Below are 19,964 nucleotides of genomic sequence, written 5' to 3' on the forward strand. Positions count from 1 at the left end.
AGAATGCTGGGTGGAATGCAGGACTTCGAGCTTCGCGTCCCCCGGTTGATCGACCATGCCGCGCGCGAACATGGCCGCCGCGAGATCGTCAGCTACTGGGCGGACGGCCGCGAGACCCGCACCGACTGGTCCGGCATCGCACGCGACGCGAAGAAACTTGCCCAAGCGCTTGAGAAGCTTGGTGTCTGTCCGGGTGACCGCGTCGCGACGCTCGCGATGAACCATGCACACCACCTGATCGCCTGGTATGGCACGATCGGGATGGGCGGGGTGATTCACACGATCAACCCGCGGCTGTTCGACGAACAGCTCGTCTATATCGCCAACCACGCCGAAGACCGCGTGATGCTCTACGACAAGGCGTTCCAGCCGATCGTCGACCGGCTGCGCGGGCAATGGTCGAGCATCCGCCACTATGTCTGTTTCGACGATCTCGGCCCCGACGGCTTTTGCGCGCTGCTCGACGAGCAGGACGGCGACTATGCCTGGGTCGAGGGGCCGGAGCGCGATCCGTGCATGCTCTGCTACACCAGCGGCACCACCGGCAATCCCAAGGGCGTGCTCTACACGCACCGCTCGACGTTGATCCACGCGATGGCGGAGGTCGCGCCCTGGGTGTTCGATCTGTCCCCCAGCGCGGTCGTGCTGCCGGTCGTGCCGATGTTCCACGCCGCCGCCTGGGGGCTGCCCTTCGCCTGCGCGCTGTCGGGGGCGAAGGTGGTCTATTCGGCAATCAACGATCCGGGCGTGCTGTGCCGGCTGATGAACCAGGAGCATGTGACGCATTCGGCGGGCGTGCCGACCGTCTGGCTCGCGCTGTTCGGCCATATCGATGCGACTGGCGAGGCGCCCGAGCATCTGAAGCTGGTGACGATCGGCGGCGCCGCGGCCCCGCGCGCGATGATCGACCGGATCATGACCATGGGCGCGTCGGTCAAGCATCTCTGGGGCATGACCGAGACCTCGCCGATCGGCACCGCGGGCTTCGCGCCGCCGCACTGGGACATGATGACGCATGACGAGAAGCTCGATCTCGTCACCAAGCAGGGCAGCGTCCCCTTCGGCATCGAACTGCGCATCGTCGACGATCAGGGGCAGGTGCTGCCGCGCGACGGCTCGATCGCCGGCTCGCTCCAGGTCCGCGGCCCCTGGGTGGTACAGCGCTATTTCGGCGCAGACACCGACGCGGTCGACGCGGAGGGCTGGTTCGACACCGGCGACGTCGCGATGCTCCACACCGACGGCACGATGCAGATCACCGACCGGTCGAAGGACGTCATCAAGTCGGGCGGCGAATGGATCAGCTCGGTCGATCTCGAAAACGCCGCGATCGGCTGCCCCGGCGTCGCGGAGGCCGCGGCGATCGGCATCCACCACCCCAAATGGGACGAGCGCCCGCTGCTGATCGTCGTCCGCAAGCCCGGCAGCACCGTCACCGACACCGCGATCCGCGATCACCTGGCGCAGCACGTCGCCAAATGGTGGCTCCCCGACGCGATCGTCTTCGTCGACGAACTGCCCCACACCGCAACGGGCAAACTCCTGAAGACCGCACTGCGCGAACGGTTCAGAGACTTCACCCTCGCCGACGCCTGACGCCCCTTAAACCTTCCGCGGCGTCCGCTTGGCCTTGCGGACCCGCGGCTCGACCAGCATGTCCGCCGCCGCCTTGATCTCCTGCCGCAGTTCGTCGCGTTTCTCGTGGATCGACGCGATCACCGGCCCCATCGCGACGCCCAGGTCGACCAGCACCGCCTCCGCCAGCTGCAGCGAGCTCTCCAGCGTCTCCGGCACCGCATCGGTCACGCCTGCGCGGTACAGCTCGGCGGCATGCGCGGTATCGCGCGCACGCGCGACGATCGGCAAATTGGGTGCCAGCAGCCGCACCCGCCGCGCCAGCCGCACCGTCAGCACCGGGTCGTCCATCGTCAGGATCAGCGCCTTGGCGGTATCGAGCTTCAGCCGGTCGACCAGCTCGGGCCGCGCGACGTCGCCGAACAGCACCGGATGCCCCTGCGCCCGCGCGGCCTCGACCGAATCGATATCCGCCTCGACCGCGACATAGCGCTGGCCGTGCACCGCGAGCATGTCCGCGACCATCCGCCCGACCCGGCCGAAGCCGATCACCACCGTCCCCGGACCCTCCTCGTCGATCTCGATATCGCCCGCATCCGCGGTCGACCGGCTTTCCAGCTGACGCGACACGGTGCGGCCGAGCTTGGCGAGCAGCGGCGTGATCGTCAGCCCGATCGCGGTCACCGTCTGCCAGAAGCTCGCGGTCGACGGCAGGATCAGCTGCGCCTGTGCCGCGGTCGCCAGCACGATCAGCGTCGTCTCGGACGGGCTGCCCATCAGCAGCCCGGTCTCCGCCGCCACCCCGCGCCGCGAATTGGCGACGCGCAGGAACAGGAACGTCACGACCGCCTTGGTCGCCACCACCCCGGTCACCGCGAGCAGCAGCGACGGCCAGTTCTGCGCGATCAGCCGCAGGTCCAGGCTCATCCCCACCGTGATCAGGAACACGCCCAGCGCCAGCCCCTTGAACGGCGCGGTGATCACCTCGACCTCGCTGTGATATTCGGTCTCCGCGATCAGCAGCCCGGCGAGCAGCGCGCCGACGATCGGCGACAGCCCCGCCGCGGTCGTCGCCACGCTCGCGACGATCACCACCAGCAGCGACGCCGCCAGGAACAGCTCGGGGCTCTTGGTCCGCGCCGCCTGCCCGAACAGCCGCGGCAGGATCAGCCGCCCGCCGACATACATCGCCACCACCGTGGCCGCGCCGCGCAAGGCGACGCCCGCCAGGTTGCTCCACCCGTCCGCGGTCGCGGTCGGGGCGAGCGCCCCCAGCACGAAGATCAGCGGCACCAGCGCCAGATCCTCGAACAGCAGCATCGCAAACGCGCCGCGCCCGACCGCGCCGGTCGTCCCGACCAGCGGCAGCACCAGCGCGGTCGACGACAGCGCCAGCGCAAAGCCCAGCCCGATCGCGCCCGCCCAGCCTTGCCCGATGAAATGCAGCGCGACCGCGATGATCATCGCCGACCCGATCAGCTCGGCAGCTCCGGTCCCGAACACCAGCCGCTTCATCGACCAGAGCCGTCGGAACGACAATTCGAGCCCGATCGAGAACAGCAGAAGGATAATCCCGAACTCGGCGAACGGCTCGATCGCCTCGGGGTTGGAGATCGTCAGGTAATAGAGCCACGGCACCGCCCCGGTGAGCGACCCCAGCCCGGCCGGCCCGACCAGCAGCCCGACCAGGATGAACCCGATCACCGGACTGACCCGGAACCGCGCAAACGCCGGGATCACCAGCCCCGCCGCCCCGAGAATGACGAGCGTGTCGCTGAAACCCTGATTGTCGAGCCGTAATGCCATCCCCCGACCTTAGGCGACGCCTCCCCGATTCGTCAGGGAATAATACCGCCCCACCGCCGCGCGGTTCGTGCGCCTGCGAGCGGCAGCGCGGGGGGGGGCGGGGCGAGCCGCGCTTGGCTGGGCCGAGGTGGGCCGAGCCGAGCCAAGCCAAGCCAAGCCAAGCCAAGCCAAGCCAAGCCAAGCCAAGCCAAGCCGGGCAGCGCAATGCCGGGCATCGAACACCGACATCCACCTCCACTCGTCATCCTGACGAAAGTCAGGACCCAGAGCCAAGCAGCGCACCGCCCGTAACCCTGGATCCTGACTTCCGTCAGGATGACGGCGGTGGCGGGCGCAGGGCGGGAGGGACGCGGGGCGCGGCGGGGGCGCGGCGCGGAGCAGGCAGCGATTGACCAGCGCAAACCGAAGCTGCGCAAAGCCAAGCCCCGCTACTCGGCAACCACTCACGCCCCACCCCCCAACCGTCATCCTGACGAAAGTCAGGATCCATAGCCAAGCAGCGCGGCGCCCGTAACCCTGGGTCCTGACTTCCATCAGGATGACGGCGGAGAGGGCCAGGACCGGGGAGCAAAGGTCGGGGAGTCGGAGAGCCGGGGGGGCCTTGGACGCCGGGCCGACCGAGCCTCGCAGAGCCGCGAGCGCGCGGCGTCATGGAAGGCCGCCACCACGCAACCCGCACCCAAAAAAATAGGCCCCTCCCGTTTCCGGGAGGGGCCGTCCGTCACGCCCAGTTGGCCATTTCGGCTTCGAGGTTCGAGCGGACCTGCTCGAAGAACTGCTCGGTCGTCATCCAGGGCTGGTCCGGCCCGATCAGGATCGCGAGATCCTTGGTCATGTGGCCGTTCTCGACCGTCTGGACGCAGACGCGCTCGAGCGTCTCGGCGAACTTCGTCACGTCGGGCGTGTCGTCGAACTTGCCGCGATACTTGAGGCCACCGGTCCAGGCGAAGATCGACGCGATCGGGTTGGTCGAGGTCGCCTTGCCCTGCTCGTGCATACGGAAGTGACGCGTGACCGTGCCGTGCGCGGCTTCGGCCTCGACGGTCTTGCCGTCCGGGGTCAGCAGGATCGAGGTCATGAGGCCCAGCGAGCCAAAGCCCTGCGCGACCTGGTCCGACTGGACGTCGCCGTCATAGTTCTTGCACGCCCACACGAACTCGCCGTTCCACTTCAGCGCCGATGCGACCATGTCGTCGATCAGGCGATGCTCGTAGACGATGCCCGCTTCCTTGAACTTGTCCTTGAATTCGCTCTCGAAAACCTCGGCGAAGAGGTCCTTGAAGCGGCCGTCATAGGCCTTCAGGATCGTGTTCTTGGTCGACAGGTACACCGGCCATTTCAGGTTCAGGCCGTAATGCATCGAGGCGCGCGCGAAATCGCGGATCGAGTCGTCGAGATTGTACATCGCCATCGCGACGCCCGCCGACGGGAACTGGAACACTTCGCGGTCGATCGTCGCGCCGTCATCGCCTTCGAACACCAGGCGCAGCTTGCCGGGGCCTGGGACGAGGAAATCGGTCGCGCGATACTGGTCGCCGAACGCATGGCGGCCGACGACGATCGGGTGGGTCCAGCCCGGGATCAGGCGGGGGACGTTCTTGATCACGATCGGCTCGCGGAAGATCGTCCCGCCCAGGATGTTGCGGATCGTGCCGTTGGGCGACTTCCACATCTTCTTCAGGCCGAATTCGGTCACGCGCTGCTCGTCGGGCGTGATCGTCGCGCACTTGACCGCGACGCCGTGCTTCTGCGTGGCGAGCGCGCTGTCGATCGTCACCTGGTCGTCGGTCGCGTCGCGATGCTCGACGCCGAGATCGTAATAATCGAGCTGGATGTCGAGATACGGCTTGATCAGGCGCTCGCGGATCCATTCCCAGATGATCCGGGTCATCTCGTCGCCGTCGATCTCCACGATCGGATTCTTAACCTTGATCTTCGCCATATATCGTCCTTCGGGGGAGGGGGTTGGGGGAGCGTCTAGGGGAGCCGGCCCCGCCGATCAACCGTCGGGCGCGCCCCGATCGACTGCCGAATGTCGCGCGAAGCAACCTCGAGCAACCTCGCGCAACCCACGGTCCTGTCGGGAAAAGGCTGTTCATCGTTGTATCGCGCGTCCGGCACGGATAGACCCGCACGCTATGGCATCGCTCGACAAGCCGCCCGTCACGACCTCCACGGTCAAATGGCGATTTCCCGCAGTCCATCCGGAAGGCTATAAATACGTCGCCATCGCGACCGGCATCACATTGCTGCTGACGATGCTCAGCCATGTGCTGTTCTGGCCGATGGTCGGCGTCGTGATCTGGGTCGCGACCTTCTTCCGCGACCCCGTCCGCACCACGCCGCAGGGCGAGGGGCTGATCGTCGCCCCCGCCGACGGGCTGATCACGATGATCCAGCGCGTCCCTATCCCGCGCGAACTCGCCGGCGAGAACGGTCTGGGCGATGCACCGCTGGTGCGCGTGTCGATCTTCATGTCGGTGTTCGACGTGCACATCAACCGCACCCCGATCGCGGGCACGATCCGTCAGGTCGTCTATATCTCGGGCAAGTTCCTCAACGCCGATCTCGACAAGGCGTCCGAGGAAAACGAGCGTCAGCATTTCGTGGTCGAGGATCGCAACGGCATGCGGATCGGCTTCACCCAGATCGCCGGGCTCGTCGCGCGGCGCATTCTGGGCTTCGTCAAGGCGGGCGACATGGTCGCGGTCGGCCAGCGGATCGGGCTCATCCGATTCGGCAGCCGCGTCGACGTCTATCTTCCCGATCATGTCGTTCCCCAGGTCTGTCTCGGCCAGCGCAGCATCGCCGGCGAGACCGTGCTCGGCCGTGTCGGCGGCGTGCCCGTCGGCGGCATTGCCCAGTGATCGATGGTCCTGCGATCGATGGTCCTTCGAATGATCGACCAGAGCATGATGGTCCTTTGAATGAGGGTCCGGTGAACGATCGGGACGGGACGCCTTACGGATCCGCCAGCCGCGCCGACGAGTCGCAGGCGGCGGGCCGCGCGATGCGGGCGCGCCGGCCGCGTCGCGGTCTGCCGCTCCGCGCGGTGGCGCCGAATGCGGTCACCGCGCTCGCCCTGTGCTCGGGCCTCAGCGGCGTCCGGTTCGCGATCGGCGGGCAATGGGAAAGCGCGGTCGCGATGATCATGGTCGCCGGCGTGCTCGACGGGCTCGACGGCCGGATCGCGCGCATGCTCCACGGCGAGAGCCGGTTCGGCGCGGAACTCGATTCGCTGTCCGATGCGATCTCCTTCGGCGTCGCGCCTGCACTGATCGTCTATCTCTGGTCGCTCGCCGCACTGCCGCGGATGGGCTGGATCTGCGCACTGATCTTCGCGGTGTTCTGCGCGCTCCGCCTCGCGCGCTTCAACGCCAAGATCGACGAGAGCCATCAGCCGCACAAATCCGCGGGCTTCCTGACCGGTGTGCCCGCGCCCGCCGGGGCAGGGCTCGCGCTCATGCCGATGTTCTTCTGGTTCTGGACCGACGAACCGTTCTTCGCCTCGCCCTATATCGTCGCACCCTGGATCGCGTTCGTCGCGCTGCTGATGGTGTCGAGTATCGCGACCTGGTCGTGGAGTTCGCTCAAGCTGCGTCGCAACGTCCGGTTCGAGGCGATCGCGCTCGTCGTCCTGCTCGGTGCCGCGCTCGTCAGCGCCCCGTGGCACACGCTCAGCCTCATCTGCCTTCTCTATATCGTGTCGATGCCGTTCAGCATCGCCAGCTATGCCAGGGTCCGCCGCCAGCGCGCCGGCGTCCGTAGCAGCGAAACGTCCGCCAAACCGGGTCTCTGATCCGGCCGATCGAGCCCCGGGCATGCTGGCCCGGGGCGGGCGATCCCCAGGCGCACCCCGGGTAATCCACAAGCCGACCACGTCCGCGGATCAGCACGGCGCCTGTCGATCAGGCGCCCCGGTCACACCGCCAAAGTTCAGGCGGCGGCATTCCAGCGCTGTGACGGCTGCGGCATGCCGGTCGAAGACCAGCGGCGGACCGCGATGCGGCGCTCGGCGCGCGCGAGCGTCTGCAGCGGGGCGAAGGCCGGCTCGACATTGCCCGACGCCAGGCTGACGATGCGCGACCATTGCGGTGCGATCGACGACAGGATCACCGCGGTCGCGACTGCGAACGACCCCGAGAACACCATGAAGCTCACTATCATCATCCCGCTCATCTTCCCGCTCGCCTTCCCTGCAAATGCGAACATTGTGTTAAGGTTCGCAACACCCGGTCGAAAACATCGTTCCGTTCGTCGCATTTGGATCACCGCCGTTCCGGGGTGATTCTGCGCCGAGTCGAACCTCTGTTCTGTTCTGGCCCCGTTATGTTCTTATTGCGTTCTTTTGTCAAGTCGGTGGTAAGCCGTTGCATTTGGCGCGGTCCCCGGCTAAGGGCCGCGCCTCTAACCCCGCATGGGAGGCATCATAGCCCGGTGCGTTTCGGTCATTCGGCCGGCACGTCATCCGCTTCCCAGAGGCACAACCGGAAGGACATATCCTATGGCGGCACCAGTCGTCTCGATGCAGCAGCTCATTGAAACGGGCGCACATTTTGGTCACCAGACGCATCGCTGGAACCCCAAGATGAAGCCTTACATCTTCGGTGACCGCAACGGCGTCCACATCCTCGACCTCTCGCAGACCGTGCCGCTCTTCGCGCGCGCGCTCGAATTCGTCTCGTCGGCCGTCGCCGGCGGTGGCAAGGTCCTGTTCGTCGGCACCAAGCGCCAGGCGCAGGAGCCCGTCGCCGACGCCGCACGTCGCGCAGGTCAGCACTTTGTCAACCATCGCTGGCTGGGCGGCATGCTTACCAACTGGAAGACCATCTCGGGTTCGATCAAGCGTCTGAAGACGCTCGAGGAAATGCTGTCGGGTGACACCGTCGGCCTGACCAAGAAGGAAGTCCTCCAGCTCACCCGCGAGAAGGACAAGCTCGAGCTTTCGCTCGGCGGCATCCGCGACATGGGCGGCATTCCTGACGTGATGTTCGTGATCGACGCGAACAAGGAAGAGTTGGCGATCAAGGAAGCCAACACGCTGGGTATTCCCGTCGTCGCGATCCTCGATTCGAACGTCTCGCCGGACGGCATCGCCTTCCCGGTTCCCGCGAACGACGACGCCGCGCGCGCCATCCGCCTCTACTGCGAAGCCATTGCAATCGCAGCGACTCGTGGTGGCCAGGAGCAGCAGCGCCGGACCGGTGCCGACATCGGCGCAATGGTCGAGCCGCCGAAGGAAGAGGCGATCGCCGAGCCGACCGTCGAGCCGACCGCCGACACGACGCAGGTTGCGGCGAATGCCGAGACCGCCGCAGAGTTCGCGGCCGAGGGTGAGCGCCAGATCGACGCATAAGCGTCGTCGCCGAACCGTCATGCGGGCGGGGTAGGGCATCTGGCCTTACCTCGCCCGCAACTACATTCAGACTAAAGAGGATTTACGGACATGGCTGATATCACGGCAGCAATGGTCAAGGATCTGCGCGAAAAGAGCGGCGCGGGCATGATGGACTGCAAGAAGGCGCTCAGCGAGAACGCCGGCGACATGGAGCAGGCGATGGACTGGCTGCGGACCAAGGGTCTCGCCGCCGCCGCCAAGAAGTCCAGCCGCACCGCGGCCGAGGGTCTGGTCGGCGTCGCCGTTTCGGGCACCAAGGGTGCTGCGGTCGAGGTCAACTCGGAAACCGACTTCGTCGCAAAGAACGATCAGTTCCAGTCGTTTGTCCGTGACGTGACGCAGATCGCGCTCGCCACCGGCGGCGACATCGAATCGCTCAAGACGCAGCCGATGCCATCGGGCAAGACCGTCGAGGAGGTTCTCACGAACAACGTCGCGACGATCGGCGAGAACCAGTCGCTGCGCCGTTCGCGCACGCTCGAAGTCAGCAAGGGTGCGGTCGTTCCGTACATCCACAACGCGGCATCGCCGGGCCTCGGCAAGATCGGCGTGCTCGTCGCGCTCGAATCGGAGGCGTCTGACGAAGTGCTCCAGACGCTCGGCAAGCAGCTTGCGATGCACATCGCAGCGGCGTTCCCGAAGGCGCTGAACGAAGCGGATCTCGACGAAGCCGAGATCGAGCGTGAGCGCGCGATCGCGACCGAAAAGGCCGCCGAATCGGGCAAGCCTGCCGATATCATTGCCAAGATGGTCGAAGGCGGCATCGCCAAGTACCGCAAGGAGCATGCTCTGGTCAGCCAGCTGTTCGTGATGGACGGCAAGACCAAGATCTCCGACGTCGTCGCCAAGGCCGGCAAGGACGCGGGCGCCGAGATCAAGCTGGTGGACTATGTCCGCTTCCAGCTCGGCGAAGGCATCGAGAAGGAGCAGTCCGACTTCGCCGCCGAAGTCGCTGCCGCTTCGGGCGTCCCCCAGGCGTAACCCCACTCTCCCTCTCCCGTCCGGGGAGAGGGAAGGGGCCCACGGCCACTCGGCCGTGGGAAGGGTGAGGGGAGTGGCGAGGTCTCGAACCTCACGCCCCTCATCCGGCCCTGCCGGGCCACTGTCTCCCCGAGGGGGGAGGATTACGGAGTAGCCATATACTACGCCGTCATCCCCGCGCAGGCGGGGATCCAGACCCTAGGCGGTCGGTGTCGCTCGCGACGCCAGCCCCTCCATCTCCGCGGAAATGACGGCATTTCCCCTCGCGCGCCCTCCTGCGGTCGACGATTTTCCGTCTCCTGACCGCTCAGAGTCCACACAGGCACGTCGCAGCGCTTCACATCCCCGGCCTCGCCGCCTAAGGTCCGCGCCGCCCCGCCAATCACAATTCGAGATTTATGACGCCTCCGCGCTTCAAACGCATTTTGCTCAAACTGTCGGGCGAAGTCCTGATGGGACCCGCCGGTCTTTCGATCGATCCCACCGTCACCGCACGTGTCGCCGGCGAGATCGCCGACGTCCGCGCCAAGGGCTATGAGATCTGCATCGTCGTCGGGGGTGGCAACATCTTCCGTGGCCTCGCCGCCGCCGCCAAGGGCTTCGAGCGCGCGACCGCCGATTACATGGGCATGCTCGCGACCGTGATGAACGCGCTCGCGGTGCAGAACGCGCTCGAGCAGATCGGCATCGACACGCGCGTTCAGTCGGCGATCCCGATGGCGAGCGTCTGCGAACCCTTCATCCGGCGTCGCGCCGAACGGCACCTCGAAAAGGGCCGCGTCGTGATCTTCGCCGCGGGTGTCGGCAGCCCCTATTTCACCACCGATTCGGGCGCCGCGCTGCGTGCTGCCGAGATGAAGTGCGACGCGCTGTTCAAGGGCACGTCGGTCGACGGCGTCTACAGCGCCGATCCGAAAAAGGACCCGGACGCAACGCGCTACGAGACGATCTCGTACAGCACGGTGCTGTCCGAGGACCTCAAGGTCATGGACGCGAGCGCGATCGCTCTGTGCCGCGACAATGATATCCCAATCGTCGTCTTCAACATCCGCGAACCCGGCAATCTTGCCGCGGTGCTGGCGGGTGATGGCGTGTCGACGATCGTCCAGAACGAGCAGGAGAGTTAAGATGGCAGCGTATGACAAGAGCGACCTGGAACGCCGCATGGCGGGTGCCGTCGAAGCGCTGAAGCATGATCTGGCCGGGCTTCGCACCGGCCGCGCGTCGACCGCGCTGCTCGATCCGGTGATGGTCACGGTCTACGGCTCGTCGATGCCGCTCAACCAGGTCGCGACCGTGTCGGCGCCCGAGCCGCGGATGCTGTCGGTGCAGGTCTGGGACAAGTCGAATGTCGGCCCGACCGACAAGGCGATCCGCTCAGCGGGGCTGGGTCTCAACCCGATCGTCGACGGTCAGACGCTGCGTCTGCCGATTCCCGATCTGACCGAGGAGCGTCGCAAGGAACTCGCTAAGCTCGCCGGCCAATATGCTGAAAAGGCCCGCATTGCAGTCCGTAACGTCCGCCGCGACGGGATGGACTCGCTGAAGGTCGACGAGAAGAAGGGCGTGTTCGGCGAGGACGAGCGCAAGCGTCACGAAGTCGAGGTGCAGAAGCTCACCGACAGCACGATCGCCGATCTCGATGCGACCGCGGGCGCCAAGGAAAAGGAAATCCTGGGCAAGTGAGGCCGCTTGGCGCTGCTTCGGCCGGAGCCTCCCAGGCTGCGTCGCTCGTCGCCGTTCCTGGGGGCGGCGCGGTGCCGCGTCATGTCGCGATCATCATGGACGGGAATGGGCGGTGGGCGAAGAAGCGCTTCCTCCCCCGCTTTGCCGGCCACAAGGCGGGCGTCGATGCGGTGCGAAACGTCACCCGCGCGGCGCGCGCCATGGGGATCGAGGCGCTTACGCTCTATGCGTTCTCGTCCGAAAACTGGCGCCGTCCTGCGGAAGAGGTCAGCGATCTCATGGGGTTGCTGCGGCATTTCATCCGCAGCGATCTCGACGAGCTGACCCGCGAGAATGTCCGTCTGCGCGTCATCGGCGACTATCGTGCCTTTTCGCCCGATCTGGTCGCGATGGTCGATGATGCGATCGCGCGGACCGCGGCCAACACCGGTCCGCTACTCGCGATCGCACTCAACTACGGCGCCCATGCCGAACTCGTGCTCGCCGCCCGCCGCCTGGCGGAACGCGCGCGCGACGGGGTGCTGGATCCGGCGAGCATCGACGCGGCGATGGTCGAGGGCGAACTCGACACGCGCGATCTTCCCCCGCTCGACCTGATGATCCGCACCTCGGGCGAACAACGCCTGTCGAATTTTCTGTTGTGGCAGGCTGCTTATGCCGAACTGCTGTTCGTCGACACGCTCTGGCCCGATTTCGACGGCGACGCGCTCGCCGAGGCCGTTGCGGCCTTTGGCGTGCGGCAACGCCGCTACGGTGGGCTGTGACGCTTACCGATCCCGAACGGGCCCCCGATCAGGCGCTTCGCACACCGTCCAACCTCAAGCTCCGGATGATCGCGAGCGTCGGCATGATCGTCGTCGCGAGCATCGCCCTGACGCTGGGCGGCATTGCCTTCTGGCTGTTGGGCGTGGTGGCCGCGCTGTTCATGATGGCCGAATGGGCGATGCTGCAGGGGGCCGACGCGAAAACCAGGCGCATGACGCAGTTCGCGTTGTCCGTGCCGCTCGCGCTGATGGCGCCGGCCTCGCTGATCCTCGTCGTGCACGATTTCTTCACGCTGGGCCTGCTTGCCGGGGCGGCGTTCTTCGTCGTCATCACCACGCGTAAGCCTCCGCTGGCGCTCGGAATCATCTATTGCGGGCTGCCCGTGCTCGCGCTGATGATCATCCGGCGTCAGGAGGACGGCGTGCTTCTGACCCTCTGGGCGCTGTCGCTGGTCTGGGCGTGCGATATCGGCGCGTTCTTCACCGGGCGGTCGCTCGGCGGACCCAAGCTTGCACCCGTGATCAGTCCGAACAAGACTTGGTCGGGCCTGATTGGCGGCGTGGCGCTCGCGGGCATCGTCGCCGCGATCCTCCACGTCGAATATGCGCTGCCGTTCCACCTTGCGCTCGCCACGCCGTTTCTCGCGGCGCTGGCGCAGATGGGGGACCTGTACGAAAGCTGGTTGAAGCGCGTCGCAGGCGTCAAGGACAGCGGCAATACGCTGCCCGGTCATGGCGGCGTGATGGACCGTCTCGACGGGCTTGTCCCGGTCGCCCCGGTCGCGGCGTTACTCATCATGTTGCCGAGCTTATACTCATGAAAAGCGTCACGATTCTCGGTGCGACCGGGTCGGTCGGTACGTCGACGCTCGATCTCGTCGAACGCGAGCCCGATCGTTTTCGCGTCGTCGCGCTGACCGCAAATTGTGACGTCGCGCGGCTCGCCGCGGCCGCGATCCGGACCCGCGCCGAATTCGCGGTGGTTGCCGACGAGCAGTGCCTGCCAGAGTTGCAAGCGGCACTGGCGGGAACGGGTGTCCGCGCCGGCGGCGGCCCTGACGCGATCGCCGAGGCAGCCGCATCGGGCGCCGACTGGACGATGGGCGCGATCGTCGGCTGTGCGGGCCTCAAGCCCGTCCTGTCGGCCATCGAGCAGGGCGGCACGGTCGTCATCGCGAACAAGGAACCGCTGGTCTCCGCGGGCGACGTCATCTTGCGCGCAGCTGCGCGGTCCGGCGCGACCCTGCTCCCGGCGGATTCCGAGCATAACGCGATTTTCCAATGCTTTGATGCAGCGCGGCCCGAAGGCGTGCGGCGGATCATTCTGACGTGCAGCGGCGGGCCCTTCCGCGACTGGACGACCGATCAGATGCGCGGCGTGACGCTCGAACAGGCGGTCAAGCATCCTAACTGGTCGATGGGCGCGAAGATATCGGTCGATTCGGCGACGATGATGAACAAGGGGCTCGAACTGATCGAGGCCGCCCGGCTGTTCCCGATCGCTCCCGACCGGATCGAGATCGTCATCCATGCGCAGTCGGTGATCCACAGCCTGGTCGACTATGTCGATGGCTCGGTTCTCGCGCAGCTCGGCCCGCCCGACATGCGCACGCCGATCGCGCATACCCTGGCCTGGCCCGACCGGATGGCGACACCGATGGCGCCGCTCGATCTCGTTGGCATCGGCCGACTCGATTTCGCAGCGCCCGATCCGGTCCGGTTTCCCGCATTGCGGCTGGCGCGCGAAGCACTGGACGCGGGCGGGGCGCGCCCGGCGATTCTCAACGCGGCGAACGAGGTGGCGGTCGAAGCCTTTCTCAACCGCCGGATCCGCTTCCTCGAAATTGCCGCAATCGTGGAGGATACGCTGATACGCTACGATCCGGCCGCACCGGATAGCGTCGATGCCGTTCTGGCCATCGACGCCGAGGCGCGGCGCCTTGCGAGCGAGCGTGTGAAGGATTGCGTGGTTTGATCGAAACGCCCGGTATCCTGCTGACGATCCTGTCCTTCATGCTCGTCATCGGACCGCTCGTGTTCGTTCACGAGATGGGCCATTATCTCGCTGGACGGATATTCGGGATCAAGGCCGACGCCTTTGCGATCGGGTTCGGACGCGAGATCGCCGGCTTTACCGATCGACGCGGCACCCGCTGGAAATTCGGCTGGCTTCCGCTTGGTGGGTATGTGAAATTCGCTGGGGACATGACCCCGGCAAGCGAGCCCTCCGCCGAATGGCTCGCCTTGCCTGCCGAGGAACGTCAGCGGACATTCCAGTCGAAACCGGTTTGGCAGCGCGCGATTGTCGTTGCCGCAGGTCCGGTGGTCAATTTCGTCGTCGCAATCGTCATCCTCGCCGGATTCGCGCTCGCTTATGGCGACGTCCGGATGCCGCCGGTGATCGGGGCGACCGTTCCGGGCAGTGCGGCGGCACTCGCCGGTCTGCAACAGGGCGACCGGGTCACTGCGCTGGGCGGGCGTTCGGTCGAAACCTTCGACGACATGGCACGCTATGCCCGCATCCGTGCGGGAGAACGCACCCGCATTGATGTACTGCGTGATGGACGACTGGTATCGCGCGATGTCGTGATCGGTACCGAGCTACAGCGCGACCGGTTCGGGAATGAATATCGGATCGGCCGGCTCGGGATCGCCGGTGGCAAACCCATCGTCGTTCGCGTCGGTTTGCTCGAAGCACCGGCCGTCGCGGTGAAGCGGACGGGCGAGATCGTCTCGATGATGGTCGAGACGCTGGGCCAGGTGATTTCAGGCCGTCGCTCCGTCAAGGAGCTTGGCGGACCGCTCAGTATCGCCAAGGTCTCGGGCGAGCAGATGTCGCTCGGCCTCGATGCCTATGTCTTTCTGATTGCGCTGGTGTCCATCAATCTGGGGTTCATCAACCTGCTGCCAGTGCCGATGCTTGATGGCGGACATTTGCTATTTTATGCGATAGAGGCAGTCCGGCGAAAGCCCGTCGGTCCCGACGTTCAGGAATGGGCGTATCGCGGCGGTCTTGCGGCGATCCTCGCACTGATGCTTCTCGTGACCTTCAACGATCTCGGCAATTTCGGGTTGTGGAAGAATCTGGCCGGCTTGATCGGCTGACGCGGTTAGGGCAGGGCGGGCGCGCCCTTGCGTATGCAAGTTTCTTGGGGTGGGTTTGGTGACAGCAATCAACGGTTACACTTTGGCGCGTAAGGGCGCCCTGCTCCTGGCAGGTACGATGCTGTCCGGCGTGCCGGTCTGGGCACAGGTCGCTCCTGCGGGGGCCGCGCCCGCGGCTCAGGCACGATCCGGTCCGCCGCGTGCACGAGCGGCTGCCCCTGCATCTGCTCCTACAACGCCCGTAGCGGCGCCTGTATCCCAGACCCTGATCAAGACTTTGCGTGTCGAAGGCTCGCAGCGCATCGAGCCCGAGACCGTGTTGAGCTACACCAAGCTCCGCGTCGGCATCCCGTACACGGCCGAAACGCTCGACCAGGCGCTCAAGGACCTGCAGGCGAGCGACCTGTTCGCGGATTACTCGATCGCCGGGGTTGAGGACGGCAATATCGTGCTGCGCATCCGCGAGAATCCGATCATCAACCGCGTGATCCTCGAGGGCAACAAGGCGCTCAAGGCGGACAAGATCACGAAAGAGATCAAGCTCGCGCCGCGGCAGATCTTCACGCGCACCGCGGTCCGCCAGGACATCGCGCGGATCATCGAGCTCTATCGCCGGCAGGGCCGCTTCGCCGCGGTCGTCGATCCCAAGATGGTCAATCTCGACCAGAACCGCGTCGATGTCGTGTTCGAGATCAGCGAAGGGCCGAAGTCCAAGGTCCGCCAGATCAACATCCTCGGCAACGAGGTGTTCTCGGACGACAAGATCCGCGGCCAGATGGCGACCAAGCAGGCGCGGTTGTTCCGCCTCCTGTCCTCGGCGACCAGCTATGATCAGGATCGCCTGAGCTACGACCAGCAGAAGCTGCGCCAGTTCTACCTGACCGAGGGCTATGCCGATTTCCGCGTCACGTCCGCGGTCGCCGAGCTGACGCCGGACAAGAAGGACTTCATCATCACCTACGTGGTGGAGGAGGGGAAGCGCTACAAGTTCGGTGACGTCACCGTCGACAGCCAGATCCGCGACTTCGACAACAAGAAGCTCGCCTCGACGCTGCCGCTCAAGAAGGGCGAGTGGTATAACGCGAAGCTCGTCGAGGATTCGGTCGACAATTTGAGCCAGACCGCGGGCCTCTTTGGCTATGCGTTCACCGAGGTGAACCCGGAGTTCCAGAAGGACGTCGATACCCTGACCATGGGTATCAACTTCAACATCGCCGAAGCCAAGCGCACCTATGTCGAGCGGGTCGAGATCAACGGCAATTCGCAGACGCAGGACAAGGTCGTGCGTCGCGAGATCCGTCTTGCCGAGGGCGACGCGTTCAACAGCTTCCAGGTGAAGCGCTCGCAGGATCGCATCAACTCGCTCGGCTATTTCCAGGACAAGATGGAAATCAAGCAGACGCCAGGCTCCGCGCCTGACCGCGTCATCCTTGAAACCAATCTGGAAGAGCGCTCGACGGGCGAATTGCAGCTGTCGGCGGGCTATTCGAGCCTCGAGCGGTTCATCATCCAGGCGAACATCACGCAGCGCAATTTCCGCGGCAAGGGCCAGGAACTGCGCGCCGGCGTGAACTATTCGAGCTATTCCAAGTCGATCGAGCTTGGCTTCACCGAGCCGTATCTATTCGACAAGAACATCGCGCTCGGCGGCGACATATTCCGGCGTGATTACAATTCGTTCAACTATGTCGGCAACGATCGCCAGACGACCTATTCACAGGTCTCGACGGGTTTCCAGATCCGTGCCGGTGTGCCGCTGACCGAGTTCTGGTCGCTGTCGGGCCGCTACGGCCTGTCCTATGACGAGGTCGGCCTCGACCAGGCGTCCTATTTCACCAACGGCGTCTGCGACCCGCTCAAGGCCGGGCGCTACCTCTGTGAGGCACTCGGCAATCGCTGGACGTCGTCGATCGGCTATTCGCTGATCTACGATACGCTGAACAGCCGTTTGCGCCCGACCGCCGGGCAGCGCTTCTCGTTCAGCCAGGACTTTGCCGGTCTGGGCGGCGACGTGAAGTATATCCGTACGCGCGCCGAGGGATCCAAATTCTGGAACCTCGGCAGCGGCTTTATCGGTTCGATCATCGCCGAGGGCGGCTATATCCACTCGCTCGAGAAGAGCCGTGGCGAGGGTGTCGACCGCGTCCGCATCACCGACCGCTTCTATCTGGGCGAGCCGCAGTTCCGCGGCTTTGACATTCGCGGCGTCGGTCCGCGGGTCCTGCGCCAGCAATATGTCACTGCGGCCGATGGCACGCAGACGGTAGTGACCGATCGCAACCAGATCGTCGACGACGCGCTCGGCGGCCGGGCTTATTATCTGGCTCGTGCCGAAATCGAGATTCCGCTGGGCTCTGGCGCGCGCGAACTGGGGCTTCGCCCGACCATCTACGCGCAGATCGGCAGCCTGTTCGGCATCACCAAGCCATTGCCGACCGCGGTCTTCCCAACGTCGGTCGACGCGGCCGGCAATGTCACCGTGTTGCCGATCAACACGCCGCTGTTCGACAGCGCAGGCCGCCAGCTCTATTTCAACACCTACACGCCGACCGGCGCGACCGAAACGGCGCAGCGGGCGACGACGTGTCAGACGGGCTATTCCGATACGCTCGGCGGCGCCTGCGCGGGTGCCGAGGCCAATGTCATTGCGACCAGCGCGATTGCGCCGTTCAAGGAGACCTTCCTTGGCAATTCGCCGCGGCCCCGTCTGTCGGTGGGTATCGGCGTGAACTGGAATTCGCCGTTCGGCCCGCTGCGTATCGATCTTGCCAAGGCGATCCTGACGCAGCCGGGTGATGACCCCAAGCTTATTACTTTCAACGTAGGGACACAGTTCTGATGACGACGTTCAAGACGCTTCTCCTCGCCGCAGCCGTGCTCGCACCGGCGGCGATCGTCGCACCGGCGCAGGCCCAGGTTTCGGGTATCGCGGTCGCCGACCCGCAGGGCGCGATCGCAGGCTCCAAGGCCTGGACCACCGCGCGTGGCCAGATCGAGACGACCTACAAGGCACAGCTCGACCAGGCCGAGACCCGCCGCCAGGCAATCGCCCGCGAACTCCAGCCGCTCGTGACCGCCTTCCAGACCGCACAGCGCGCGCCGACCCCGAATGCGGCGTCGCTCCAGAGCCAGGCTCAGGCGATCCAGGCACGCGAGACCGCGGCAAACCAGGAACTGGCCCGTCTGACCCAGCCGGCACAGCGCGCCCAGCAATATGTCATCGAACAGATCCAGGCGAAGCTCGGCGATGCGGTTAGCAATGCGGTCCGCGCCAAGAACGTGACCTTGCTGCTTCGTCCGGATGCCGCATTGTTCGCACAGCCGGCTGCCGATATCACGGCGTCGATCACGGCCGAGCTCGATCGTCTCGTCCCGACGGTCGGCATCACGCCGCCTGCCGGCTGGCAGCCGAACCAGCAGGGTGGGGCAGCCGCACCTGCCGCAGCGGCACCCGCCCGCGCGACGCCTGCGCGCACGACGCCGCAGGGCCGCTGAGAACTTCGTCGGTGAGCACGGATAACGTGAACGTCGACGTGGCTGACGCCGCGCCCGGTCGATCGAGCGGACCGCTCGATATCGGCCGGGTGATGGCGGCATTGCCTCACCGCTATCCGATGTTGCTGGTTGATCGTGTCGTGGATCTCGTCCCCGACACTTCGATCAGCGCCATCAAGGCGGTGTCGATGAACGAGCAGTTCTTTCAGGGGCATTTCCCCGGCAGGCCGATCATGCCCGGCGTGCTGATCGTCGAGGCGATGGCGCAAGCCGCCGGCATATTGGCGGTCGAATCGCTCGGTCTCGCGGGTTCGGGAAAGCTTGTCTATTTCATGGCGATCGACGGTGCGAAGTTTCGCAAGCCGGTCGAGCCAGGGGTTCTCCTTCAGCTCGACGTGACGTTCGTGCAGAAGCGTGCAAGCGTCTGCAAATTTGCAGGGCGCGCCCTGGTTGACGGTCAGCTGGTCGCAGAAGCGAATTTCACCGCGATGATCGCCGATCCGCCTAAGGCGTAATTGCCGAAACGGGGGGCTCGCTTGCATCACGGCGCCGCTGTGTGTACGGGCCCGCCGTGCTTTAGGCTGGTCGGAACCAGCCGTTTATACCGGAGACATACGATGAAGGCCGATACGCATCCCGACTATCACATGATCACGATCCAGATGACCGATGGTACCAAGTACCAGACCCGGTCGACCTGGGGTAAGGAAGGCGATGTGATGACGCTCGAAATCGATCCGCTCGCGCATCCGGCGTGGACCGGCGGTCGTGGCACCATGCTCGACACTGGTGGCCAGGTCGCCCGCTTCAACAAGCGCTTCGGTGGCGGTCTCACGCTCCGCAAGTAATTCCTTTCCGACCGATGTCGGATGGGCGGAAGATAAAGCCGGCGTACGTAATCAGCGTGCGTCGGCTTCTTCGTTTTTCGTTTGGCGTCCGAATAAGACGAAGCGGTCTCTACCTCGGTACCGGGCCGCGGAGTTGCACAACCCGGCCCATCAGGAGGGGCAGGAGCCGGGGATAGGGCGGTCTAAGAGCCTTGCAGCCTCGAGGGCGCAAAAATTGCCATAAAAGTGAAATTTGCGTTTGACGGGATTGGGGATGGGCCCTAGAGGGGTGTCACCGCAGCGAACGGCCACACGGTCTGGTTGCTG

The 19,964-nt window shown here is 65.5% G+C and carries 18 protein-coding genes; 15 read left to right on the forward strand and 3 right to left on the reverse strand.

The window, feature by feature from the left end:
• Window positions 1-3: 3 nt before the first annotated feature.
• Window positions 4-1,596: a long-chain fatty acid--CoA ligase gene (locus tag C8J24_RS12550; RefSeq protein WP_107932654.1), complete on the forward strand. Its 1,593-nt coding sequence runs from the start codon at window positions 4-6 to the stop codon at window positions 1,594-1,596.
• 6 nt (window positions 1,597-1,602) lie between these two features.
• Here the strand turns inward: C8J24_RS12550 and C8J24_RS12555 are convergent, their stop codons facing one another.
• Together C8J24_RS12555 and C8J24_RS12565 are read right to left on the reverse strand one after the other, a co-directional pair.
• Entirely contained in the window at window positions 1,603-3,381 is a 1,779-nt protein-coding gene (locus C8J24_RS12555; protein ID WP_107932657.1) for a cation:proton antiporter domain-containing protein, read from the reverse strand.
• A gap of 721 nt (window positions 3,382-4,102) precedes the next feature.
• Window positions 4,103-5,323 (reverse strand): NADP-dependent isocitrate dehydrogenase, encoded by a 1,221-nt coding sequence (locus tag C8J24_RS12565; RefSeq protein ID WP_031394019.1) that lies wholly within the window; start codon window positions 5,321-5,323, stop codon window positions 4,103-4,105.
• A gap of 196 nt (window positions 5,324-5,519) precedes the next feature.
• Between C8J24_RS12565 and C8J24_RS12570 the strand changes: the two genes are divergently transcribed.
• Window positions 5,520-6,248, forward strand: coding sequence for a phosphatidylserine decarboxylase (locus tag C8J24_RS12570; RefSeq protein ID WP_031440639.1), 729 nt, complete (start codon window positions 5,520-5,522; stop codon window positions 6,246-6,248).
• 143 nt (window positions 6,249-6,391) lie between these two features.
• Entirely contained in the window at window positions 6,392-7,180 is a 789-nt protein-coding gene (pssA, locus tag C8J24_RS12575) for a CDP-diacylglycerol--serine O-phosphatidyltransferase (protein WP_107932896.1), read from the forward strand.
• Between the two features lie 137 nt (window positions 7,181-7,317).
• Here pssA and C8J24_RS12580 read toward each other — a convergent pair whose 3' ends face one another.
• Entirely contained in the window at window positions 7,318-7,551 is a 234-nt protein-coding gene (locus C8J24_RS12580) for a hypothetical protein (RefSeq protein ID WP_197979521.1), read from the reverse strand.
• A gap of 334 nt (window positions 7,552-7,885) precedes the next feature.
• Between C8J24_RS12580 and rpsB the strand changes: the two genes are divergently transcribed.
• From rpsB to rpmE, 12 genes are all read left to right on the forward strand, one after another.
• A complete protein-coding gene (gene rpsB, locus C8J24_RS12585) occupies window positions 7,886-8,737 on the forward strand; it encodes a 30S ribosomal protein S2 (protein WP_031394210.1) in 852 nt (283 codons plus the stop codon).
• Between the two features lie 90 nt (window positions 8,738-8,827).
• Complete coding sequence (gene tsf / locus C8J24_RS12590; RefSeq protein WP_056681317.1) at window positions 8,828-9,760, forward strand: translation elongation factor Ts; 933 nt, start codon at window positions 8,828-8,830, stop codon at window positions 9,758-9,760.
• Between the two features lie 398 nt (window positions 9,761-10,158).
• On the forward strand, window positions 10,159-10,887 hold the full coding sequence (gene pyrH, locus C8J24_RS12595; RefSeq protein ID WP_031394212.1) for a UMP kinase: 729 nt from the start codon (window positions 10,159-10,161) through the stop codon (window positions 10,885-10,887).
• A gap of 1 nt (window position 10,888) precedes the next feature.
• On the forward strand, window positions 10,889-11,446 hold the full coding sequence (gene frr / locus C8J24_RS12600; RefSeq protein ID WP_031394213.1) for a ribosome recycling factor: 558 nt from the start codon (window positions 10,889-10,891) through the stop codon (window positions 11,444-11,446).
• Window positions 11,447-11,517: 71 nt separating this feature from the next.
• Window positions 11,518-12,210 carry an isoprenyl transferase gene (locus tag C8J24_RS12605; RefSeq protein WP_277352410.1) on the forward strand — a complete coding sequence of 231 codons (693 nt, stop codon included), beginning with the start codon at window positions 11,518-11,520 and terminating at the stop codon, window positions 12,208-12,210.
• A gap of 65 nt (window positions 12,211-12,275) precedes the next feature.
• Window positions 12,276-13,031, forward strand: a complete 756-nt coding sequence (locus tag C8J24_RS12610; protein ID WP_107932898.1) for a phosphatidate cytidylyltransferase — start codon at window positions 12,276-12,278, stop codon at window positions 13,029-13,031.
• Entirely contained in the window at window positions 13,028-14,185 is a 1,158-nt protein-coding gene (locus C8J24_RS12615; RefSeq protein ID WP_107932664.1) for a 1-deoxy-D-xylulose-5-phosphate reductoisomerase, read from the forward strand. The genes C8J24_RS12610 and C8J24_RS12615 overlap by 4 nt, the downstream gene beginning before the upstream one ends.
• Window positions 14,182-15,315 (forward strand): RIP metalloprotease RseP, encoded by a 1,134-nt coding sequence (gene rseP / locus C8J24_RS12620; RefSeq protein ID WP_107932666.1) that lies wholly within the window; start codon window positions 14,182-14,184, stop codon window positions 15,313-15,315. Before C8J24_RS12615 ends, rseP begins: the two co-directional genes overlap by 4 nt.
• Window positions 15,316-15,433: 118 nt before the next feature.
• Window positions 15,434-18,154 carry an outer membrane protein assembly factor BamA gene (bamA, locus tag C8J24_RS12625; RefSeq protein WP_107932668.1) on the forward strand — a complete coding sequence of 907 codons (2,721 nt, stop codon included), beginning with the start codon at window positions 15,434-15,436 and terminating at the stop codon, window positions 18,152-18,154.
• Window positions 18,154-18,810, forward strand: coding sequence for an OmpH/Skp family outer membrane protein (locus C8J24_RS12630; protein WP_107932670.1), 657 nt, complete (start codon window positions 18,154-18,156; stop codon window positions 18,808-18,810). The genes bamA and C8J24_RS12630 overlap by 1 nt, the downstream gene beginning before the upstream one ends.
• 38 nt (window positions 18,811-18,848) lie before the next feature.
• Window positions 18,849-19,325 carry a 3-hydroxyacyl-ACP dehydratase FabZ gene (fabZ, locus tag C8J24_RS12635; protein WP_056681348.1) on the forward strand — a complete coding sequence of 159 codons (477 nt, stop codon included), beginning with the start codon at window positions 18,849-18,851 and terminating at the stop codon, window positions 19,323-19,325.
• Window positions 19,326-19,427: 102 nt separating this feature from the next.
• The gene (gene rpmE, locus C8J24_RS12640) at window positions 19,428-19,658 is read left to right on the forward strand and encodes a 50S ribosomal protein L31 (RefSeq protein WP_031393312.1); all 231 of its coding nucleotides are present in this window, start codon (window positions 19,428-19,430) and stop codon (window positions 19,656-19,658) included.
• Window positions 19,659-19,964: the final 306 nt, after the last annotated feature.

The sequence above is a fragment of the Sphingomonas aerolata genome (genome assembly GCF_003046295.1).
Classification (GTDB): Bacteria; Pseudomonadota; Alphaproteobacteria; order Sphingomonadales; family Sphingomonadaceae; genus Sphingomonas; species Sphingomonas aerolata.